This is a genomic window from Paenibacillus piscarius (assembly GCF_022234545.1).
Classification (GTDB): domain Bacteria; phylum Bacillota; class Bacilli; order Paenibacillales; family Paenibacillaceae; genus Paenibacillus_AQ; species Paenibacillus_AQ piscarius.
Genome location: NZ_JAIEUI010000006.1, coordinates 160,717 through 177,368, shown reverse-complemented (window position 1 = coordinate 177,368; position 16,652 = coordinate 160,717). Strand labels below are relative to the sequence as shown.

Annotated in this window: 16 protein-coding genes; all 16 read left to right on the top strand. The window is 56.0% G+C overall.

What is annotated here, in order from left to right; all coding sequences use genetic code 11:
- The first annotated feature begins 14 nt into the window (after positions 1-14).
- From K1558_RS12915 to K1558_RS12840, 16 genes are read left to right on the top strand one after another with little or no spacing between them, the layout of a single operon-like run.
- Complete coding sequence (locus tag K1558_RS12915; RefSeq protein ID WP_238651989.1) at positions 15-776, top strand: 4'-phosphopantetheinyl transferase family protein; 762 nt, start codon at positions 15-17, stop codon at positions 774-776.
- A 33-nt stretch (positions 777-809) separates the two neighbouring features.
- Complete coding sequence (locus tag K1558_RS12910; RefSeq protein WP_238651988.1) at positions 810-1,322, top strand: flavodoxin domain-containing protein; 513 nt, start codon at positions 810-812, stop codon at positions 1,320-1,322.
- On the top strand, positions 1,319-2,071 hold the full coding sequence (locus tag K1558_RS12905) for an electron transfer flavoprotein subunit beta/FixA family protein (RefSeq protein WP_238651987.1): 753 nt from the start codon (positions 1,319-1,321) through the stop codon (positions 2,069-2,071). Before K1558_RS12910 ends, K1558_RS12905 begins: the two co-directional genes overlap by 4 nt.
- Positions 2,072-2,114: 43 nt before the next feature.
- On the top strand, positions 2,115-3,140 hold the full coding sequence (locus K1558_RS12900) for an electron transfer flavoprotein subunit alpha/FixB family protein (protein WP_238651986.1): 1,026 nt from the start codon (positions 2,115-2,117) through the stop codon (positions 3,138-3,140).
- A gap of 4 nt (positions 3,141-3,144) precedes the next feature.
- Positions 3,145-3,399 carry an acyl carrier protein gene (locus K1558_RS12895; RefSeq protein WP_238651985.1) on the top strand — a complete coding sequence of 85 codons (255 nt, stop codon included), beginning with the start codon at positions 3,145-3,147 and terminating at the stop codon, positions 3,397-3,399.
- 37 nt (positions 3,400-3,436) lie between these two features.
- Positions 3,437-4,516, top strand: a complete 1,080-nt coding sequence (locus K1558_RS12890; protein WP_238651984.1) for a 3-oxoacyl-ACP synthase III family protein — start codon at positions 3,437-3,439, stop codon at positions 4,514-4,516.
- A 16-nt stretch (positions 4,517-4,532) separates the two neighbouring features.
- The gene (locus tag K1558_RS12885; protein WP_238651983.1) at positions 4,533-5,567 is read left to right on the top strand and encodes a hypothetical protein; all 1,035 of its coding nucleotides are present in this window, start codon (positions 4,533-4,535) and stop codon (positions 5,565-5,567) included.
- A gap of 21 nt (positions 5,568-5,588) precedes the next feature.
- On the top strand, positions 5,589-7,232 hold the full coding sequence (locus K1558_RS12880; protein WP_238651982.1) for a class I adenylate-forming enzyme family protein: 1,644 nt from the start codon (positions 5,589-5,591) through the stop codon (positions 7,230-7,232).
- A 22-nt stretch (positions 7,233-7,254) separates the two neighbouring features.
- Positions 7,255-8,412, top strand: a complete 1,158-nt coding sequence (locus tag K1558_RS12875) for an acyl-CoA dehydrogenase family protein (RefSeq protein WP_238651981.1) — start codon at positions 7,255-7,257, stop codon at positions 8,410-8,412.
- A complete protein-coding gene (locus tag K1558_RS12870; RefSeq protein WP_238651980.1) occupies positions 8,405-10,012 on the top strand; it encodes an amino acid adenylation domain-containing protein in 1,608 nt (535 codons plus the stop codon). Before K1558_RS12875 ends, K1558_RS12870 begins: the two co-directional genes overlap by 8 nt.
- Positions 10,012-10,305, top strand: coding sequence for an acyl carrier protein (locus K1558_RS12865; RefSeq protein ID WP_238651979.1), 294 nt, complete (start codon positions 10,012-10,014; stop codon positions 10,303-10,305). The genes K1558_RS12870 and K1558_RS12865 overlap by 1 nt, the downstream gene beginning before the upstream one ends.
- A 5-nt stretch (positions 10,306-10,310) precedes the next feature.
- Complete coding sequence (locus K1558_RS12860) at positions 10,311-13,193, top strand: amino acid adenylation domain-containing protein (protein ID WP_238651978.1); 2,883 nt, start codon at positions 10,311-10,313, stop codon at positions 13,191-13,193.
- Positions 13,190-14,560: a radical SAM protein gene (locus K1558_RS12855; RefSeq protein ID WP_238651977.1), complete on the top strand. Its 1,371-nt coding sequence runs from the start codon at positions 13,190-13,192 to the stop codon at positions 14,558-14,560. The genes K1558_RS12860 and K1558_RS12855 overlap by 4 nt, the downstream gene beginning before the upstream one ends.
- A complete protein-coding gene (locus tag K1558_RS12850) occupies positions 14,557-14,805 on the top strand; it encodes a phosphopantetheine-binding protein (RefSeq protein ID WP_238651976.1) in 249 nt (82 codons plus the stop codon). The genes K1558_RS12855 and K1558_RS12850 overlap by 4 nt, the downstream gene beginning before the upstream one ends.
- A 46-nt stretch (positions 14,806-14,851) precedes the next feature.
- On the top strand, positions 14,852-15,556 hold the full coding sequence (locus tag K1558_RS12845) for a response regulator transcription factor (RefSeq protein WP_238651975.1): 705 nt from the start codon (positions 14,852-14,854) through the stop codon (positions 15,554-15,556).
- Positions 15,553-16,584, top strand: a complete 1,032-nt coding sequence (locus K1558_RS12840) for a sensor histidine kinase (protein ID WP_238651974.1) — start codon at positions 15,553-15,555, stop codon at positions 16,582-16,584. Before K1558_RS12845 ends, K1558_RS12840 begins: the two co-directional genes overlap by 4 nt.
- Positions 16,585-16,652: the final 68 nt, after the last annotated feature.

The window sequence follows — 16,652 nt, the reverse complement described above, 5'->3', positions numbered from 1 at the left end:
TAGGGGCGCTAATCATGCAATATACAATGTTCGCAAGGCAATACCGGCAATTTCTCTCCAATACGGTGAAAAGAAGGAGCCTGCAGCTGAAGGGGCCGGAGGGAAGCTATTTGCTGAAGCTCAGTGTGGTCTCTCTGCCGCCGGAGGATGCGCCGCTCGAATATCTGAGCCCGGCCGAGCAGGAGCAGTATTTCGGCTTCCAATATTCCAGAAGGCGTAACAGCTATCTGCTTGGAAAGCTGGCAGCCAAAATGGCCGTGGCGGAGGAAGAAGATGATCTGTCCTCGATTCAGATCGAGCACGGTATTCTGTGCCAGCCCATAATAACCGGTAGCACACGGCGGATAACTATTACCCATTGCGACACAATGGGAGCAGCGGCGGACTATGACCCGCGTCTTATGGCAGGCGTTGATATGGAGCGTGTAGATGAGAAGGCGGCGGATGCGATCCGGAGAATTACCAGTAAGGAGGAAGAGACACTGGTGACGGAGCTTGCGCCTCCGCAGTTTCTGACCCTGCTCTGGACGGCCAAGGAAGCGATGTCTAAAGTAATTCAGACCGGATTCACCGTACCAACCGAGCTGTTCGAGATCAAAGAATGTGTCTGCAGAGGACAGGCGGCGGTCAGCGAGTTCAGGAATTTCCCTCAATTTAAGGCTCTATCCGTTGTTCGCCGGGAATATGTTTTTAGCATTGTGCTGCCGGGTAAGGCCTTGAGCGGTTCTGCAGAAGCTATGCTGCTGCAAGTTCTGCAGGAGCTGCTGCCGGATTAACCAGCGGGCAACCCACATTTCAGGAGGTGCTGTATGAGAAGTCTTGTCCTATATACAAGCGTATATGGCAGTACGAAGCAGTATGCGGAATGGATTGCAGAGGAGCTTGGAGCCGACCTCGCAGATATCGACAGCTTCGACATGAAGCAGGCCGGTCAGTATGACACGGTAATCTTAGGTACGTATGTCCGGGTGCAGAAGCTGGTTATTGCAGATTATCTGAAGAAGGTCTGGAATCAGCTGCAGAATAAGAAGGTCATCCTCTTCTCCGTATCCAAGACGCCAGTGCAGAGCGAAGCCTCCGTCAAGAACTATAACAAGAGCATTCCAGAGAAAATCCGTGCCGGACTGACCTATTTCCCGCTGGAGGGAAGATTTAACTTTGAACAGCTCGCGGACAAAGACAAAACGATGATGAGGGTCGGTCAAAAAATGACCCGGCTGTTCATGGGCAAGGAGATGGCCGAGGAAATGGTGCGCAACTGCGACGATGTACGTAAGGAGAATATTTCACCGATTCTCCAGGAACTGCGCCGGTCCTCATGAGCAGCCGCACGGAAGGCTGGCACATCGCTGTCTGCGTCAAGCAGGTCACTGCGGCCGACTCCGCCCCGGCGTTGAACCCTGCCGATGCCTTCGCGCTCGAGGAGGCGCTGCGGATCAGGGAGCGCGTGGGCGGGCAGGTGACTGTTGTCAGTATGGGTGCGGAATCCGCAGCCGTTATCCTGCGAAGCTGCATTGCTCTCGGCGCGGATGCAGGGGTGCTTCTGACCGACAAGCGCTTCGCGGGCGGGGACACGCTGGCTACAGCCACCGTTCTCGCCCGGGGGCTAGAACATACCCGGAAGCCGGACCTGATCCTATGCGGCACCCATTCCACAGACGGTGAGACCGGCCAGGTCGGTCCCGCCCTCGCGGAGAAGCTGGACGTCCCACATACCACCCATGTACTTGACATCCTGACGCTGGAGGAACGGCTAATCTCCTGCAAGCGGATGACGGACAACGGGTATGAGGTGATTCAACTGACCCTTCCAGCCTTGCTAACAGTACACAAAGGCATGAACCAGCCGCGAATGGCTACCGTTAAGGGAATCCTCAAGGCGAACCGCTGCGGGATCGTCCGGCTGTCGGCAGCGGAGCTGGGGCTGGACAAGCAGGCCTGCGGACTTGCAGGTTCGCCGACCCGGGTGAAGGCTGTGTGTGATGCTGCAGAGCGGCAGGAGTCCTTCATTGTCAGCGGCAGGAGCCTTCAGGAACAGGTGGCGGAGATTGCCCGGCTTATTAGTAGCTAAGCTAGACCAGGAATCACCCAGTTTATTCGATAAGGAGGCAGCCATGCCGATTCAACGCGTGCGGGCCGGAGAGTACGAAGGGATTATGATTGCCTGTGAATATACGGACGGCATACTGAATCCGGTAGTCTATGAGCTGCTAGGCTGCGCCGTGGATCTAAACCGGACACTGCGTACAGATATTGCCGTTGTGCTGACCGGCCCGGGTGCCGGAGCCTATGCTGCTTCCTGTATAAGCTACGGAGCAGACATCGTCTATGTGATTGACCAGCCCGCAGGAAGTCCCCTCAACGAAGAAGTACATACAGAGCTGCTCCACCAGCTGGTTCTGGACATCCGGCCCGAGATTCTGCTCTTTCCCTCCACTATACATAGCAAATCCATCGCTGCAAGATTGGCCGCAAGGCTTCATACTGGCTTAACGGCAGACTGCACCGGGCTGAACATCGATCCTGCTCAGCGGATGCTGCTGCAGATCCGGCCGGCACGGGAAGGTACATTAATGGCTACCGTCTGCTGTCCCGAAGCCCGTCCGCAAATGGCTACTATCCGCCCCGGGACCATGCTTCCTCCGGCCACCGACCCTTACCGGAAGGGGCGGATTATTCATCCGCAGCTTACCCTGCCGGCGGTGCTCCGCACCTCGGTTCTGGAGGTGATCGGTGGCCGGAAGGACTACGGCTCATCCGCCTCATCCGGCGTAGTCGTTGCCGCCGGACGTGGTGTATGCAGTAAGGAAGGGATAGAGCTGGTGCGGGAGCTGGCCTCCTGTCTGGGGGCAGAACTGGGGGCTACAAGGCCCGTGATTGACCAGGGCTGGCTGGATTATTCACATCAGATCGGACTGACAGGCAAGAACGTCAGCGGCCGGATCTATATTGCAGTGGGCCTATCAGGAGCGGTGCAGCATACGGTAGGCATCCGGCGTATGGACACGGTGATTGCCTTCAATAGAGACCGGAGCGCCCCAATTCTCAAGCTGGCTGCGCATGGAATTGTAGCCGATCTGTTCGAGGCGCTGCCGCTTCTCATTACCCAGGTTCGCCAAAACATGAAAGTAAGCAGGTGAGGATATGGAAAATCGGATAAGCTTTGCCCAGTTTCAAGCGCTGTTTGCGGAATATCTGGGAATTGAAGCGTCCAGATTGACCCCGGAGGTCAATCTGCTGCTGGAGCTGGGAATTGATTCCTTGTCGCTGGTGAACGCGATGATCCGGCTGGAACGGGAATATCAGATCATGTTCAGCCCCGAAGACCGGGTGATGACCCGGACCCTGGGCGAAGCCTATGAACGGTTTGATTACTACAGAAGAACACCCCCTGGTTAAGGCAGACCCGCAGTTTATCATCTGAACAGAGAGGAACATGACCATGTTGAATCTGTCCATACGCGCCTTATCCTATTACATCCCCAAGGGGCGCATGACCAACGGGGAGATTGTCGATTTATTTGCAGAGAAGTATTGCCGGAATCTGCCGCTGGAGGATCTGGAGCAATTCGTATATGGAAGCAGGCGCAAGCTTGATTTTCTGGAGATCAAGACCCGCTCATGCTCTGTAGATTACCGCGAGGACAGCTCGGTGCAGATGGCCGTGAAGGCTGCGCAGGAGGCTATCGGTACCGCAGGCATCTCCGCCGGCGAGATTGACCTGCTGCTGTTCGTAGGCGTATGCAATCCGTTCCGTGAGCCGTCGTATTCCATTATTCTTGCGCATGAGCTCGGGATGACCCGGGGCAATTATTACGACATTAACGACACCTGCAACGGCTTCCTCAAAGCGCTGGAGCTGTCCAGCCTCTACATCTCTACAGGCAAATACCGCAATATCCTGGTGGTTACCAGCGAGAACCCGCTGGAGCTGCTGGAGGCCTCCGGTTATACGGGCACGGTGAACAGCCTGGAGGAAGCGGATTACAAAATGAATCTGCTCTTCGCCGGGGCGGGGGCCGCAGCGATGCTGCTGACTGCCGATAACGGCAGGAAGTCGATCCGGTATTATGGTGAGCAGCGGAACCACGAGGACTGGGAGCTATCGCTGTATGTCTCGCCCAAAATCCATATGCCCGCACCCAGATTTGAGGGACTGGATTTCATGAGCTGGGCGGACGGTCGCGGAATTGCCGCCAATGTTATCCGGGACATGCCCGGCTTCGTGTACGAATTTTTAGAAGAACATGAGCTGCGCAAGGACAGCATGGATTACATTTTCTCCCACCAGCTCGGCCGAAATATTACCAATTCGCTGCTGAACAAGCTGGAGGTTAAGACAGACAAGGTCTTCCCGGTCAACACCTTCCCCGAGAACGGCAACATGGGCAGCGCGAATATTCCGGCGGGCCTTGCTATTGCTGATGAACAGGGGCTGCTGCGAGAAGGAGATTCCATACTGCTGCTGGGCAGCGCCTGTGGCTTAACCTATGGGGCAGCGTACCTCATATGGTAACTGAGGAGGCTAGATAATGACGGCTATGCAATTCCCTGTTCCCAAGCTGATTGTCAGAGAACCGCTGGACCGGGAGCTCATCCGCAAAAGGGTCGCCTACGGTAATTACTCCTGTACGGACAAGCTGGTGCCTATGCTCCGCGCACGGGGCACCAATCTTCAGACCGATGAGTACGGCAATGTACATATCATCGGCTGGCAGCGGGATATCACCCGTATGCGCAAGCAGGATGTCTCACTGTCCTTCATGATTCACCTGACCGTCAGCACGGACGGACTGATTCTGGAAGCTGCGGTGGACGAGCTGTTCAACGGCGGCAAGGGGGTGCTCTGTTCCAGAGCTTATCTGGAGCAGAAGCTGAAGGAGGAGCTGGAGGGCCAGAGGTTTGACAAGAAGCTTGCTGCCCGGCTCCGCTATGACCGGTTTAAATGCTTTCATCTTTTTGAGATTATGAGCGGGATTCACAGCTCCTATTTCATGCAGAAGCAGCAGGCGGGTGATGCTCCCGGCGCTTTGTTCTGCGAAGAGGATCTTGTGGACATCTATGCGGAAGAAGGCAATCTGTATTTGAACGGGCTTCAGGCATTCAGCGGCCAAGCAGACATCGGGTACACGGTGGTTCTGTATGATGTATTCAATCACATCACCTTCGACCAGGAGGGGTATATGAAGCTGAAATCTCCTATCCAGGCGGAATTCTATCTGAATGGAGTGAGAGTGCACGCGGACGAAATCTACCAGAAGGAGAAGGATTATATCTTCATCCGGATGCAGAAGTTTCTGTTCGTATGTGTGGAGAAGCTGAAGGCAGCGGTATTCCCCGGCTATGAGGATAAGATGATGAACACTAACCTGGCCCCGGGTGCTTGTATCGGGATCATCATGCAGGCCATCGGCATCCGCTCGTTCTCGAACAATTTCAATTATATCCAGTATATCATGACGGCCATGCAGCGCCCCCGCAGGCAGCCGGGCTGCATCGGCGCCATTCTGAACGAGGAAGAGGCAGCACAGCATTTCGAGGGCTTTGATACATCCTATTTGGGCTGATAAAGGAGACAAGGCACACCCATGATCCAATATGAACGTATGACCATTGATTGTGTACTGGACACGTTATACCGGGAGGTTCCCGGCAAGACTGCAGTGGTGTTCGAGCAGGAGAGCGTAACCTTCGCGCAGCTGTACGGTAATGCCGTCACGATCGCCGGCAATCTGCTGGACCTGGGCGTCAAGAAGAATGACAAGGTGGCTGTTCTGCTGCCCAACTGCCTGGAATATCTGTATGTCTACTTCGCCCTGTTCAAAATCGGCGCTTGGATCGTTCCCGTCAGCACGCGTTATGAGCCCGATGAAATCAGGCGGGTGCTGGAGAACTCCGATGCGGAGACCGTCATCTATCAGGACCGGCTGGGGATTTTTGATTATGGGCAGATTCTGTCCGGACTGCGCTCCGCACTTCCGGCCATCCGTCATTATATTGTGCTGGGCGATGAGCTGCCGGCGGGCAGTATGCCCTTTGCCGGGCTGCTGAAGCCGCCGGCTGTTCCTTTTCATGACAGGCTGCTTGAATCTGTAAATCCTGACGATGTTGCCATTCTAGGCTACACCTCGGGAACCACCGGTCATCCCAAGGGTGTAATGATTACACACTACAATCTGGTGGCTACCTCTTATTATGGCGGACAATTACTTGATATTGATGAGGATATCGGCTTTTCGATCGCCCCTCTCTATGCCGCACAGGGCTTCAACGCCGTGCTGGTCTACTTCGTCTCCTGCATTACCATGAAATGGATTGCTAACTTCAATCCGAACGATATTCTTAGCCATGTCGCCAAAAACGGCATTAATCTGTTTCACACCCAGCCGACCATGTGGAGCCTGATTCTGGCTATGCCCTACTGTAAGCCGGGCCTGTTCCGCGAACTGCGCAAGGTGGTGGTCTCCGGTTCCCTATGCACCCCTTACCTGGCCCGTTCCATTGAGGAGACTACCCGCTGCACCCTGATTAATGCCTACGGCATTATTGAAGCTACAGGTCTGGTCACGATGACGCGCCTGGATGATCCGCCTGAGGTACGTCTGAACACGGTGGGCAGGCCCATAGAGGGCTTCGAGGTCAAGATTGTCGACAAGGACCGCCGGGAGGTGCCGCAGGGCGAGATTGGAGAGCTGGCGATTAGGGGCTATCTGATGAAAGGTTATTACAAGAACGAAGCCAAGACGCGTGAAGTTATTGACGAGGAGGGGTGGCTCTATACCGGGGATCTGGCCTGCTATTACAAGGATGGAGTTAATATCTGTATTGCCGGGCGGATCAAGGATATGGTTATACGCGGCGGCTTCAATGTATACCCGGTAGATATTGAAGAATGCGTGCTGAACATGGACAAGGTGGAGGATGTATCAGTAGTCGGGGAACCGGATGAGATTCTGGGTGAAGCCTTGGCCGCATTCGTCATCCCAAGGCCCGGATTCCAGCTGACTGAAGGGGAGGTTAAAGCCTATTGCCGCGGCAAAATTGCCAATTACAAAGTCCCGGACCGGGTACATCTGGTCTCGCAGCTTCCGGTGCTGGAATCGGGCAAGGTTCAGAAGAATATCCTCAGAAGGTGGGCTGTAGAGGGAATTCCGGCCGAAAGCCAGTTCCTGCTTAATGACACCATTGTTAGAGGCATGGCCCTTGCGGCCGCCGAGGCTGAAGAGATCTAAAACTACGGGTTGAGGGGCGCTTATGGTGGAATTCAGTTATTCCGAAGAGCAGCGGCAAATTTGCAGCCTGATGGAAGAATGTTGTGACCGGTACTTGAATGACCGGGTATACGCAGATGATGCGAGCGGTACCTTCCGCAGGGACAAGTGGTCCAGAATAGCCGAAACCGGGTTGCTGGGGCTGCCTTTTCCGGCGTCGCATGGGGGGGCAGAGCAGGGAATGCTCACTACGGCACTGGCGGTCAGGGCATTGGCCCGCCGCTGTGAGGATGAAGGCCTGGTCTTCTCGGTCTGCGCCCAGATGTCGGCGGCTCAGGTGCCGCTCTGGATCTACGGCACGAAGGAACAGCAGACCCGTTATCTGGAGCCGCTGATCGACGGGAGGTACATCGGCAGCAGTGTCATCACGGAGCCGGGGGCCGGTTCGGATTCCTCCGCCATGACCACCCTGGTCGAGAAGCACCAGGAGGGCTATCTGCTGAACGGGGTGAAGACCTTCGCCACGCTGGCTCCGGACGCGGATGTCCTGCTGGTGTACGGCAAGCACGCTAACGGATTGCCGATGCTGGATGTATCGGCCTTCCTGCTGGAAGCGGGGCAGCAGGAGTACAGCATTGGACAAGTCTTCGCGAAGATGGGCCTGCGCACCAGCCCAATGAGCGAGGTGCTGCTGAACCAGACCCGGCTTCCGCCCCATCGGCTGCTGGGGCGGGAGCGGCAGGGCATGGGGATTTTCTTCAAGGCGATGCTGTGGGAGCGGATTATTGTCAGTGCTTACCATGTCGGAGCCATGGAACAGCAGTATGCGCAGACCTACCAATATGCCAGCCGCAGGAAGCAGTTTGGTCAGGCCATCCTCTCCTTCGAGGGCGTCTATGACAAGCTGGTCCAGATGAGAATCCGCCTGGAGACGGGGAAGCTGATGCTGGATCAGGTATGCGAAGATTTCGACCGTGGCCGCTGCGGGATGCACAGCGCCTCAATGCTGAAGCTGCATACCTCCGAATCGAAGGTGCAGAACAGTCTCGCCGCTGTTCAAATCTGGGGGGCTTACGGCTATGTCAAGGAGAGTCCCCCGGAGAAGCAGATGCGCGATTCGCTTGCCGCCAAGCTGTATTCGGGTACCAGCGAGATGCAGAAGAAGATCATGCTGGAAGGACTGGGGGAAGGTTATGAGTGATTACCTGCTGCAGCATTACCTGATCCGTACGGCAGAACATTGTCCCGATCAGCCTGCGTTGCACTTCGGAGAAGAAGAGCTGAGCTACGGCGGTCTGCACCGGCGCAGCATTCAGATCTCCGATGCGCTGATTACCGCAGGCATGGAGCCGGGAGGGACGGCAGCGATCTGCCTCGGCAAGTCTCCGCAGGCGGTAGCTGCCATGTTCGGCGTGCTGATCGCCGGCGGGGCCTATATCCCGCTGGATACTACATATTCGCCTGTTCATAGAATGCTGAGCATTCTGGAGCAGAGCGGCACACGGTACCTGATTACAGAGATCGCCCATCTGCTGCAGCTGCTGGAGGGGGCGGACCCGGAACAATCCGCGCGGCTGGAACAGGTTCATGTACTGCTTCTGGATACGCATAAGGTGACAAGCGGAGCAGGCAAGGCCTTATTCAGCTTCGCTGCACCAGATGCGCCTCTAAGCTATTTACACCAAGGCAGAAGACCGTCCATCAGCACGGATCTCGCTTATATTCTATACACTTCCGGTTCCACAGGTGTACCCAAGGGTGTGATGATTACCCATCTGAATGCCAGGACTTTCATTGACTGGTGCTGCCGGTACTTCAAACCGGAAGCAGATGACCGCTTCGCATCGGTCGCACCTTTTCATTTCGACCTTTCGGTATTCGATATCTTTGTGCCGGTAGCCGTGGGAGCAACCCTGGTCATCCTGACGCCAGAGACTGTCCAGAATCCAACGCTGTTTACGGCGGTCATTGCCCGGGAGCGCATTAACTGGGTCTACACCGTACCTTCCCTGTGGACGGCGGTTGTACGGTATGCCCGGTTACCCGGAGGCGGGCTGCCCTCACTGCGGAGTGTACTGCTCGCAGGCGAGGTGCTCCAGCCCAAGCTGCTGCTGCGCATGATGGAGCTGCTGCCGCAGGCGGATTTCTACAACCTGTACGGCTTGATTGAGACCAATGTCTGCACATGTTATCCGCTTACCCGGCAGGATGCCAGTCAGGATGGCCCTGTACCGATCGGCTATGCCTGCGGCAACACCGGAGTGGTGGTGGTGACCGCTGACGGGCGCCTTGCCGGTGCCGGGGAGGAGGGGGAGATCTGCGTAAGAGGTTCCATCGTCATGCAGGGCTATTACCGTAACCCCCAGCTAACGGAGCAGTGCTTCCGCTCCATTCCGCCGGAGTGGGGAATGGGCGGCAAGCTCTATTGCACCGGGGACATCGCTACAGTCAATGAAGACGGGGCGCTGGTCCTGGTTGGCCGCAGAGACGCTATGATTAAGCGATCCGGCTGCCGCATTGAGCTGCCGGAGATTGAACGCGTGCTGCATAACCTGGAGAATATTGCGGATGCCGTTGTTGTCGATATCCAGGATGGCGACAGCCCACCGCTGATCTGCGCTGCGGTGGTCGTACACGACGCAGCCAGCTTCACCGTGCTTGGGCTGAAGCTGGCAGTCGGCAGTCTGCTGCCGCAATATATGATTCCTGATCTGGTTCATGTCTTTGAAGGGTTCCCCGCTGGGGGCAGCGGCAAGGTGGACCGGCAACAGCTGAAGCAAGAATTTTGCAGGCAGCTCTAATGAAGAGGGGAGAGAAGCAAGTGCTGATAGAGGACAAGCTATACGAGATTATCGCCGGTGTATGCTACTTCGATAAAGAGGAGCTGCATCCCGGCTTGTCGGTTGCCAATGATCTGGCAATGACTTCGGTGATGATTGTGGAGATGATAGCGGATGTGGAGCAGCGGCTGGGAATCAATCTGGAGGAGCATGTGGATGAGCTGCTCGGCTGCGACACCTTGGGCGGCCTGACGGCTTTGACCGCTGAATTGGGTCTGGAACAGCAAGTATCTGATCCGCAGGCGAAGAGGTGAACAGTATGACTTGGGCCAAGTCCGGCTCCAGGCGGACTGTCTCATCTGCAGCTACGCTGCACGGGTGTTTCGAAGCCCGGGCGGCTCTGCAGCCGGAGCATCCCGCGCTCCTTGCCGCAGGGGAGTCTCTCAGCTACGGGGAGCTGAACCGGCGCGCCAACCGTCTGGCGCATGAGCTGGCCGCCCGGGGCATCCGGCCGAATGATCATGTCGGTGTCATTGTGAACCGGAATGTGAATCTAATTATCGCCCTGTTGGCTGTGTTAAAAAGCGGCGCCGCCTACGTGCCGGTTGATCCCGCCTATCCGGTCAGCCGCCAAAACTATATTCTGCACCATTCCGGGTCCGCTGCCGTGGTCTGTGAGGACGGGGAAGTGCTGGCTGTGCCGGTTCAGATCCGCCTGGGGCCTGCCGGAACGGAAGGCGGCTCCGCTTCCTATTCCGAGGATAATCCTCAGGTCTCCGTTCAAGGCAGGGACTTGGCCTATATCATGTATACTTCAGGCTCTACAGGCTTGCCCAAAGGAGTGATGATCGAGCACCGTTCAGCGGTGAACCTGGTCCGCTGGGTGAACCGGAGGCTGAAGCTGTCCAGCCGGGACCGGGGGTTATGTGTTACGTCAGTATGCTTCGACCTGTCTGTGTATGATATCTTCGGACTGCTGGCAGCCGGAGGCACGGTTGTGTTATGCCCGCAGCCGCAGATTACCGACCCGGGCAGTCTGTCAAGGCTGCTCTGCGAGCAGCGGATCACCTTCTGGAACTCCGTTCCGACAACGTTCCATGCACTGATCCGGCATCTGGAGGAGCACCAGCCGGAGTACGCCCAGCTGGAGCTAAGGCATGTCTTCCTTAGCGGTGACTGGATTCCGCTGGAGCTGGCGCTCACCTGCTACCGCCCGTTCCCCCGGGCGAAGCTGACTGCGCTCGGCGGGGCTACAGAAGCAGCGGTGTGGTCCATCTTTTATCCGGTAGAGGAGATCGGCACGGACTGGACCAGCATTCCTTACGGGAGAGCGATCGGGCAGAACAGGTGGTACATTCTTGATGATAGCTTAAGGCCGGTTGCAGCCGGTGAGACGGGAGAGCTGTATATCGGCGGTATCGGCGTGGCGCGCGGATATATTAACGACCCGATTAAGACATCGCAGGCCTTCATGCCTGACCCCTTCTGCCCCTCTGCGGATGGCCGGATGTACAGAACTGGCGATCTGGGCCGGATGAAGCCCGACGGAAATATCGAATTTCTGGGACGGCGCGACAACCAGGTTAAGATCCGCGGCTTCCGGGTGGAGACGAAGGAGGTAGAGAAACGGCTGCTGGAGTATCCGGGAATACGGGATGCTGCCGTGTTGGCCAGAAGCCACAGCTCTGGGGAGAAGTATCTGTGCGCCTGTCTGACGGTAAGGCAGCCCGTTTCGCTTGCCGGGCTGAAGCAGCATCTGGCAGAACATTTACCTGCGTACATGATTCCGTCCATGTTCATCCGGCTGGAGCAGCTTCCGCTCAACGCCAACGGTAAGGTGGATTACAAGCAGCTGCCGGAGGGCTCCTTGCATAACCTGCTTGCAGACACGGCCTTCATTCCTTGTACCACGCCCGTACAGCAGGCCATTGCCAGGGCCTGGGAGGCCGTACTGGAGCTGAAGGAGATCGGCCTTCACCATGATTTCTATGAGATTGGCGGCAGCTCGATTGAAGCTGTGGCACTGCAGAGCGAGCTTCTCCGAAGAGGCATCCGGTTGTCCTACGAGGAACTGGTGGGCCGCTCAACAATCAGTGAACAGGCCGCTCTCGCAGAGGCGGGGCTGACGGGAGCCGCCAGTGTCCCAAAGGAAAGCGGTGCCCCGGCGCTTAACCGCGCTCCGTCCCCCGGCACCCCGGAGGACTCCAGCCGGCCGCAGCCTTTTAACGACCTCTATTACAAAAGCTGTCTGTATAACTCCCTATTTCCCGTATTGAAGGTCTTCGGCCGGGAGCTGAATACATTCCTCTGCAGTGATATGTTTGTCTACTGCCTGGAGGAGGCGGCACAACCGTCCCTCTCAGCGGCATGTATGGAATCCGCAGCAACGGAGGCCATTCTGGAGCAGCTGCGGCTGACGGTCCGCTACGAGGCCCCGCCGTCCAGTGAAGGATTGAAGCAGAGACTGACCGCCGGATTGGCCCGGCAGAGCCTGTACATTGTGTGGGTGGATACCTACTATGCGCCGGGCCGCAGAGATACTTACAGGAAAAAGCATCTCGCACATACATTGCTCGTCTGCGGCTATAGCGAAGCAGCGGACCAGTTCACCGTGCTGGAGCACAGCCATAAGGATGCCTTGAACTATAAGGAACGGCCGATAGCGGCAGAGGATTTGCTGAACTGCTGGCAGGGATACCGGGAGCATCTCATGCCGGAGCAGACGTACACGTTGATGGAGTTCCCGGTGATTCAGCCGTCCTACACCGGTGAAAGAGTGTCACCTATTAATCAGCTTCACAGCCTGTACCGGAACCGGCGGGAAGCTGCTGCAGAGGGGCTGCTGGCCTTAACCCGCTTCAGAGACGGTTATACTTCCATGCGTTCGCTCCCCGCAGAACAGTACTCGATGAAGCTGATTGCAGCGTTTAACACTGTCATCGATGCCAAGCGGGCCGAACAGTACCGGCTGAAGGCTATTCTGCCGGAGCAGCCGGCCGCAGCAGAGAGATACGCCAAGATTATCGCTGCCTGGCTGGATATCCGCAGTGACCTGATCCGGTGGAGCAGGGGAGTCCCGCTGCCGGCCGGCTGGCGGACAATCCATGGCCGGCTGCTGGAAGAGATCCACAGCAACGAGCAGGAGCTTATCGCATTGATGTGCAGCCCGGTGATTGAGGGCAAGGAGGGAGCTTGGCCATGAATCAGCTTATGGAGCATCAACTGCATTATCTGTCGCAGAAGTACAATGAATACAACCTGCCCATGTATCTGAGCTATCCGGTGGACAGCCACTGGCGGCAGCCTGCGGACGAAGCAGCCATCTCGCTTCAGCTTCAACAGCTTGCAGCAGCGCAGGTCTATGTGCATGTGCCGTTCTGCCGGTCCGTCTGTTACTACTGCTGCTGTGACCGGGTGCTGGGCGGCAATGAGGAAGACAAAGACCGCTATATCTCCGCTCTGGAGCAGGAGCTGGCTCTTAAGCTCTCCGGCCGCAGCCGGAGATTGAAATCCGCGAATATCCACTGGGGCGGGGGAACCCCGGCCTACCTGAATGAACGGCAGATCGAGCGGCTTGCCGTAAGCCTGAAGCAGTATGTAGAGCTGGAAGACAACGGCAGAATGAAGCTGGAGGCATACCCGGATAAGCATATCGTGACGGAAGCGAAGCTGCTTCTGCTGAAGGCGCTGGGCTTCAACTATATCAGCTTCGGTATTCAGGATTTCGACACCCGGGTGTTGAAGGCGATCCATCGGGAATGCGATGTGGAGGCCGCGCGGGAGACGATTGGATTGGCCCGCAGCCTGGGCTTCACTGTGAATGTAGATCTGTGCTACGGTCTGCCTTATCAGGGACTTGGGGAATTTGAACGTACCCTGAAGGAGATTGTGAAGATTGCTCCTGACAAAATCGTCGCTTTTCCCTACGCCCACTATCCGGCCATCTATCCGCTGCAACGCAAAATCCCGCTGCTCAGCCTGCCGAACTCCTATATTGTCTCCCGCCTCTTCGCGCTGGCCCGCGAGATCTTGTCCAGCGACTATACCGAGATGGGCAGTGACACCTTCATCCGCAACAACGGGCGTGAACGGCATCCCGGAGTGCATGTCGTAAGAGATTTCATGGGGTCCTCCGAGACCGGCAGTCCGGAGCTTGTGGGACTCGGCAAATCGGCGGTCAGCCGAACCGGCAGACTCTATTACAAGAATGTCCAGGCAATGGACCGTTACCGTGCTGCACTGGATGAGGGCAGGCTTCCGGTGGAGCAGGGGACAACCCATTCGTGGTCGGAGGATGATGCGATTCGTGCAGAGATCATTCTGAAGCAGCTGCTGGGCGGCACACCCATTGATAAGCAGGCGCTGAAGGACAGCTTCGGCGTAGAATTTGATACCTATTTCCGGCAGGAACTGCCTGTGCTGCGCAGTATGGAGAAGGATGGGCTTCTGGAGGGCGTGGATTCTCCGCGGATTCAAGTCACGACCAGCGGTACTTACTTCATCCGGGCAGTTGCCCATGTATTTGATCCTTATTACAAATCCACCAGTATTGGAGAAAATAGTATATGAAAATCACTGAACAAGTTACAATGATTGTAGCGGGTCTAACCCGCGTTCCGGCTGGGGAGCTGTGCCCGGACACCGGTATTTTCGAGTCCCGGCTGCTGACCTCCCTGGGTCTGCTCGACCTGGTTGACAGACTGGAGCGGGAATTCAAGATCATTATTCTGCCCGAGGAACTGATCCATGACCACTTCGCAAGCATAGCCACGATTACCGGTTTCATTGGTTCTAAGCTGGCGGAGGCTTCATAACTGGCAAGGTCTCAGAGCGACAGCGGGCTGCTTAGAGGTGAGCGAATTGTTCAAAATTATGATCGTCGAAGACGATGTCAAAATCAGAACCCTGATGACCGATATTCTGCGCAAATACAGCTATGAGGTGGTGGAGGTCGCCGATTTTCAGCAGGTGGAGAGAATCTTCGACCAGGAAGCGCCGCAGCTGGTGCTGCTGGACCTGAATCTGCCTTATTATGACGGGTTCTATTACTGCCGGGTCTTCCGCCGCAAAACAACCGTGCCGATCATTATCATCTCCGCCAGGGATGAGGAGTCCAGCCAGGTGCTCAGCATGGAGCTGGGCGCTGATGATTATATCGTTAAGCCGCTGAATATTCAGGTGCTGCTGGCCAAGATTATGGCCATTCTCCGCCGCAATTACGGGGAATATGCGGGCAAGCCTGAGCCTCAGCCCGAGCCGCTGCCCATTCATCTCGATGACCGCAATTTCAGCATTTCCTGCAATGGAGCGGTGGAGGAGCTGAGCAAGAATGAGTACAAGCTGCTGAAGAAGCTGATGGAGCAGAAGGATACGATTGTCACCCGGGAAGAGCTGCTGGAGGAGCTGTGGGATGATGTGCATTTCGTGGTGGATAATACGCTGACCGTTAACGTCACCCGGGTCAAAAGCAAACTGGCAAGCCTGGGCTTTCAGGATGTCATCCGCGTTAAGCGGGGCGTGGGTTATATCTTCGATTCGGCTATGATCGGAGGGACCCGCCCTTGAGCATCAAGCTGTTCCGGGATTTCGCGCGTGATCAACTGCCGTTCGCCTGTGTCTATTTTCTGAGCCATATGCTGGTAAGCCTCTATTGCTATTTCGCCATCAGCAGTCATATCCAGCTCCTGTATCTGCTCAGCATTTATGTATATGTATTCGTCATATTCATGGGCTTCCGGTTCATCAGATATGTCTCTACGAACCGGGAAATTCAGCGGCTGACCGAGAATATCGAGATCGATGAGAAAAGCTACTCAGCCGAGCAGCAGGCAGTGATTCAATTAATCCAGCAGATTCACCACAGCTATCAGGATCAGCTCTACGAGGTCAAAGCCCGGGCCGACAATACCCATAAGTTCATCTCCCAGTGGATACATAATCTGAAGACCCCCCTGTCGGTCGTTGACCTGATTCTGCAGAATTACAAATTGAATCCTACCGGCCATGCCTTGGCCCTTCAGCACATTGAGGAAGAGAAGGACAAAATTCTCAGTATGCTGAACCAGATGCTGAAGTTCTTCCGCCTGGAGCATTTCACCCGGGATTACAACCCCGAGCAGGTGAATCTGCTGGATTCGCTCAGAAGCTTGATCAACAGCAAACGCAACCAGTACATCTACAACAATGTCTATCCGGTGATCGAGTGTGACGAGGAGCGCATTATGGTCATGACTGACAGCAAATGGAACACGGCGATGCTGGACCAGATCATCTCTAATGCGATCAAATATTCCGATTCGGGCGAAGCCGCCAAGTCGATTCACTTTCGTGTACAGCAGCAGGGCGATCAGGTGGTGTTGTCCATCCGGGACGAAGGGATCGGCATCGAGCCTGTTGATCTGCAGCGGGTCTTCCAGCCCTTTTTTACCGGTAAAAACGGCCGTTCCCACCACCAGGCTACCGGAATCGGCCTGTATGTCTGCTCGGAAATCGCCAGGAAGCTGGGCCACCGCCTGACCATTACCTCCGAAGTGGGAAGGGGTACCGAGGTGCAGATTGCTTACCTTTCAAAAATGAAAGACAGTGTAACCTAAATGGATGGATAGCGAATCCGGTGTTGACTACAATGTAAGCATAGACAGGAATTTGAATTCACTACATG

What these genes read in the sequence shown, in the direction of transcription:
- K1558_RS12915 (WP_238651989.1), top strand. Translation starts at nt 15, where the DNA reads ATGCAATATACAATGTTCGCAAGGCAATACCGGCAATTTCTCTCCAAT.
- K1558_RS12910 (WP_238651988.1), top strand. Translation starts at nt 810, where the DNA reads ATGAGAAGTCTTGTCCTATATACAAGCGTATATGGCAGTACGAAGCAG.
- K1558_RS12905 (WP_238651987.1), top strand. Translation starts at nt 1,319, where the DNA reads ATGAGCAGCCGCACGGAAGGCTGGCACATCGCTGTCTGCGTCAAGCAG.
- K1558_RS12900 (WP_238651986.1), top strand. Translation starts at nt 2,115, where the DNA reads ATGCCGATTCAACGCGTGCGGGCCGGAGAGTACGAAGGGATTATGATT.
- K1558_RS12895 (WP_238651985.1), top strand. Translation starts at nt 3,145, where the DNA reads ATGGAAAATCGGATAAGCTTTGCCCAGTTTCAAGCGCTGTTTGCGGAA.
- K1558_RS12890 (WP_238651984.1), top strand. Translation starts at nt 3,437, where the DNA reads ATGACCATGTTGAATCTGTCCATACGCGCCTTATCCTATTACATCCCC.
- K1558_RS12885 (WP_238651983.1), top strand. Translation starts at nt 4,533, where the DNA reads ATGACGGCTATGCAATTCCCTGTTCCCAAGCTGATTGTCAGAGAACCG.
- K1558_RS12880 (WP_238651982.1), top strand. Translation starts at nt 5,589, where the DNA reads ATGATCCAATATGAACGTATGACCATTGATTGTGTACTGGACACGTTA.
- K1558_RS12875 (WP_238651981.1), top strand. Translation starts at nt 7,255, where the DNA reads ATGGTGGAATTCAGTTATTCCGAAGAGCAGCGGCAAATTTGCAGCCTG.
- K1558_RS12870 (WP_238651980.1), top strand. Translation starts at nt 8,405, where the DNA reads ATGAGTGATTACCTGCTGCAGCATTACCTGATCCGTACGGCAGAACAT.
- K1558_RS12865 (WP_238651979.1), top strand. Translation starts at nt 10,012, where the DNA reads ATGAAGAGGGGAGAGAAGCAAGTGCTGATAGAGGACAAGCTATACGAG.
- K1558_RS12860 (WP_238651978.1), top strand. Translation starts at nt 10,311, where the DNA reads ATGACTTGGGCCAAGTCCGGCTCCAGGCGGACTGTCTCATCTGCAGCT.
- K1558_RS12855 (WP_238651977.1), top strand. Translation starts at nt 13,190, where the DNA reads ATGAATCAGCTTATGGAGCATCAACTGCATTATCTGTCGCAGAAGTAC.
- K1558_RS12850 (WP_238651976.1), top strand. Translation starts at nt 14,557, where the DNA reads ATGAAAATCACTGAACAAGTTACAATGATTGTAGCGGGTCTAACCCGC.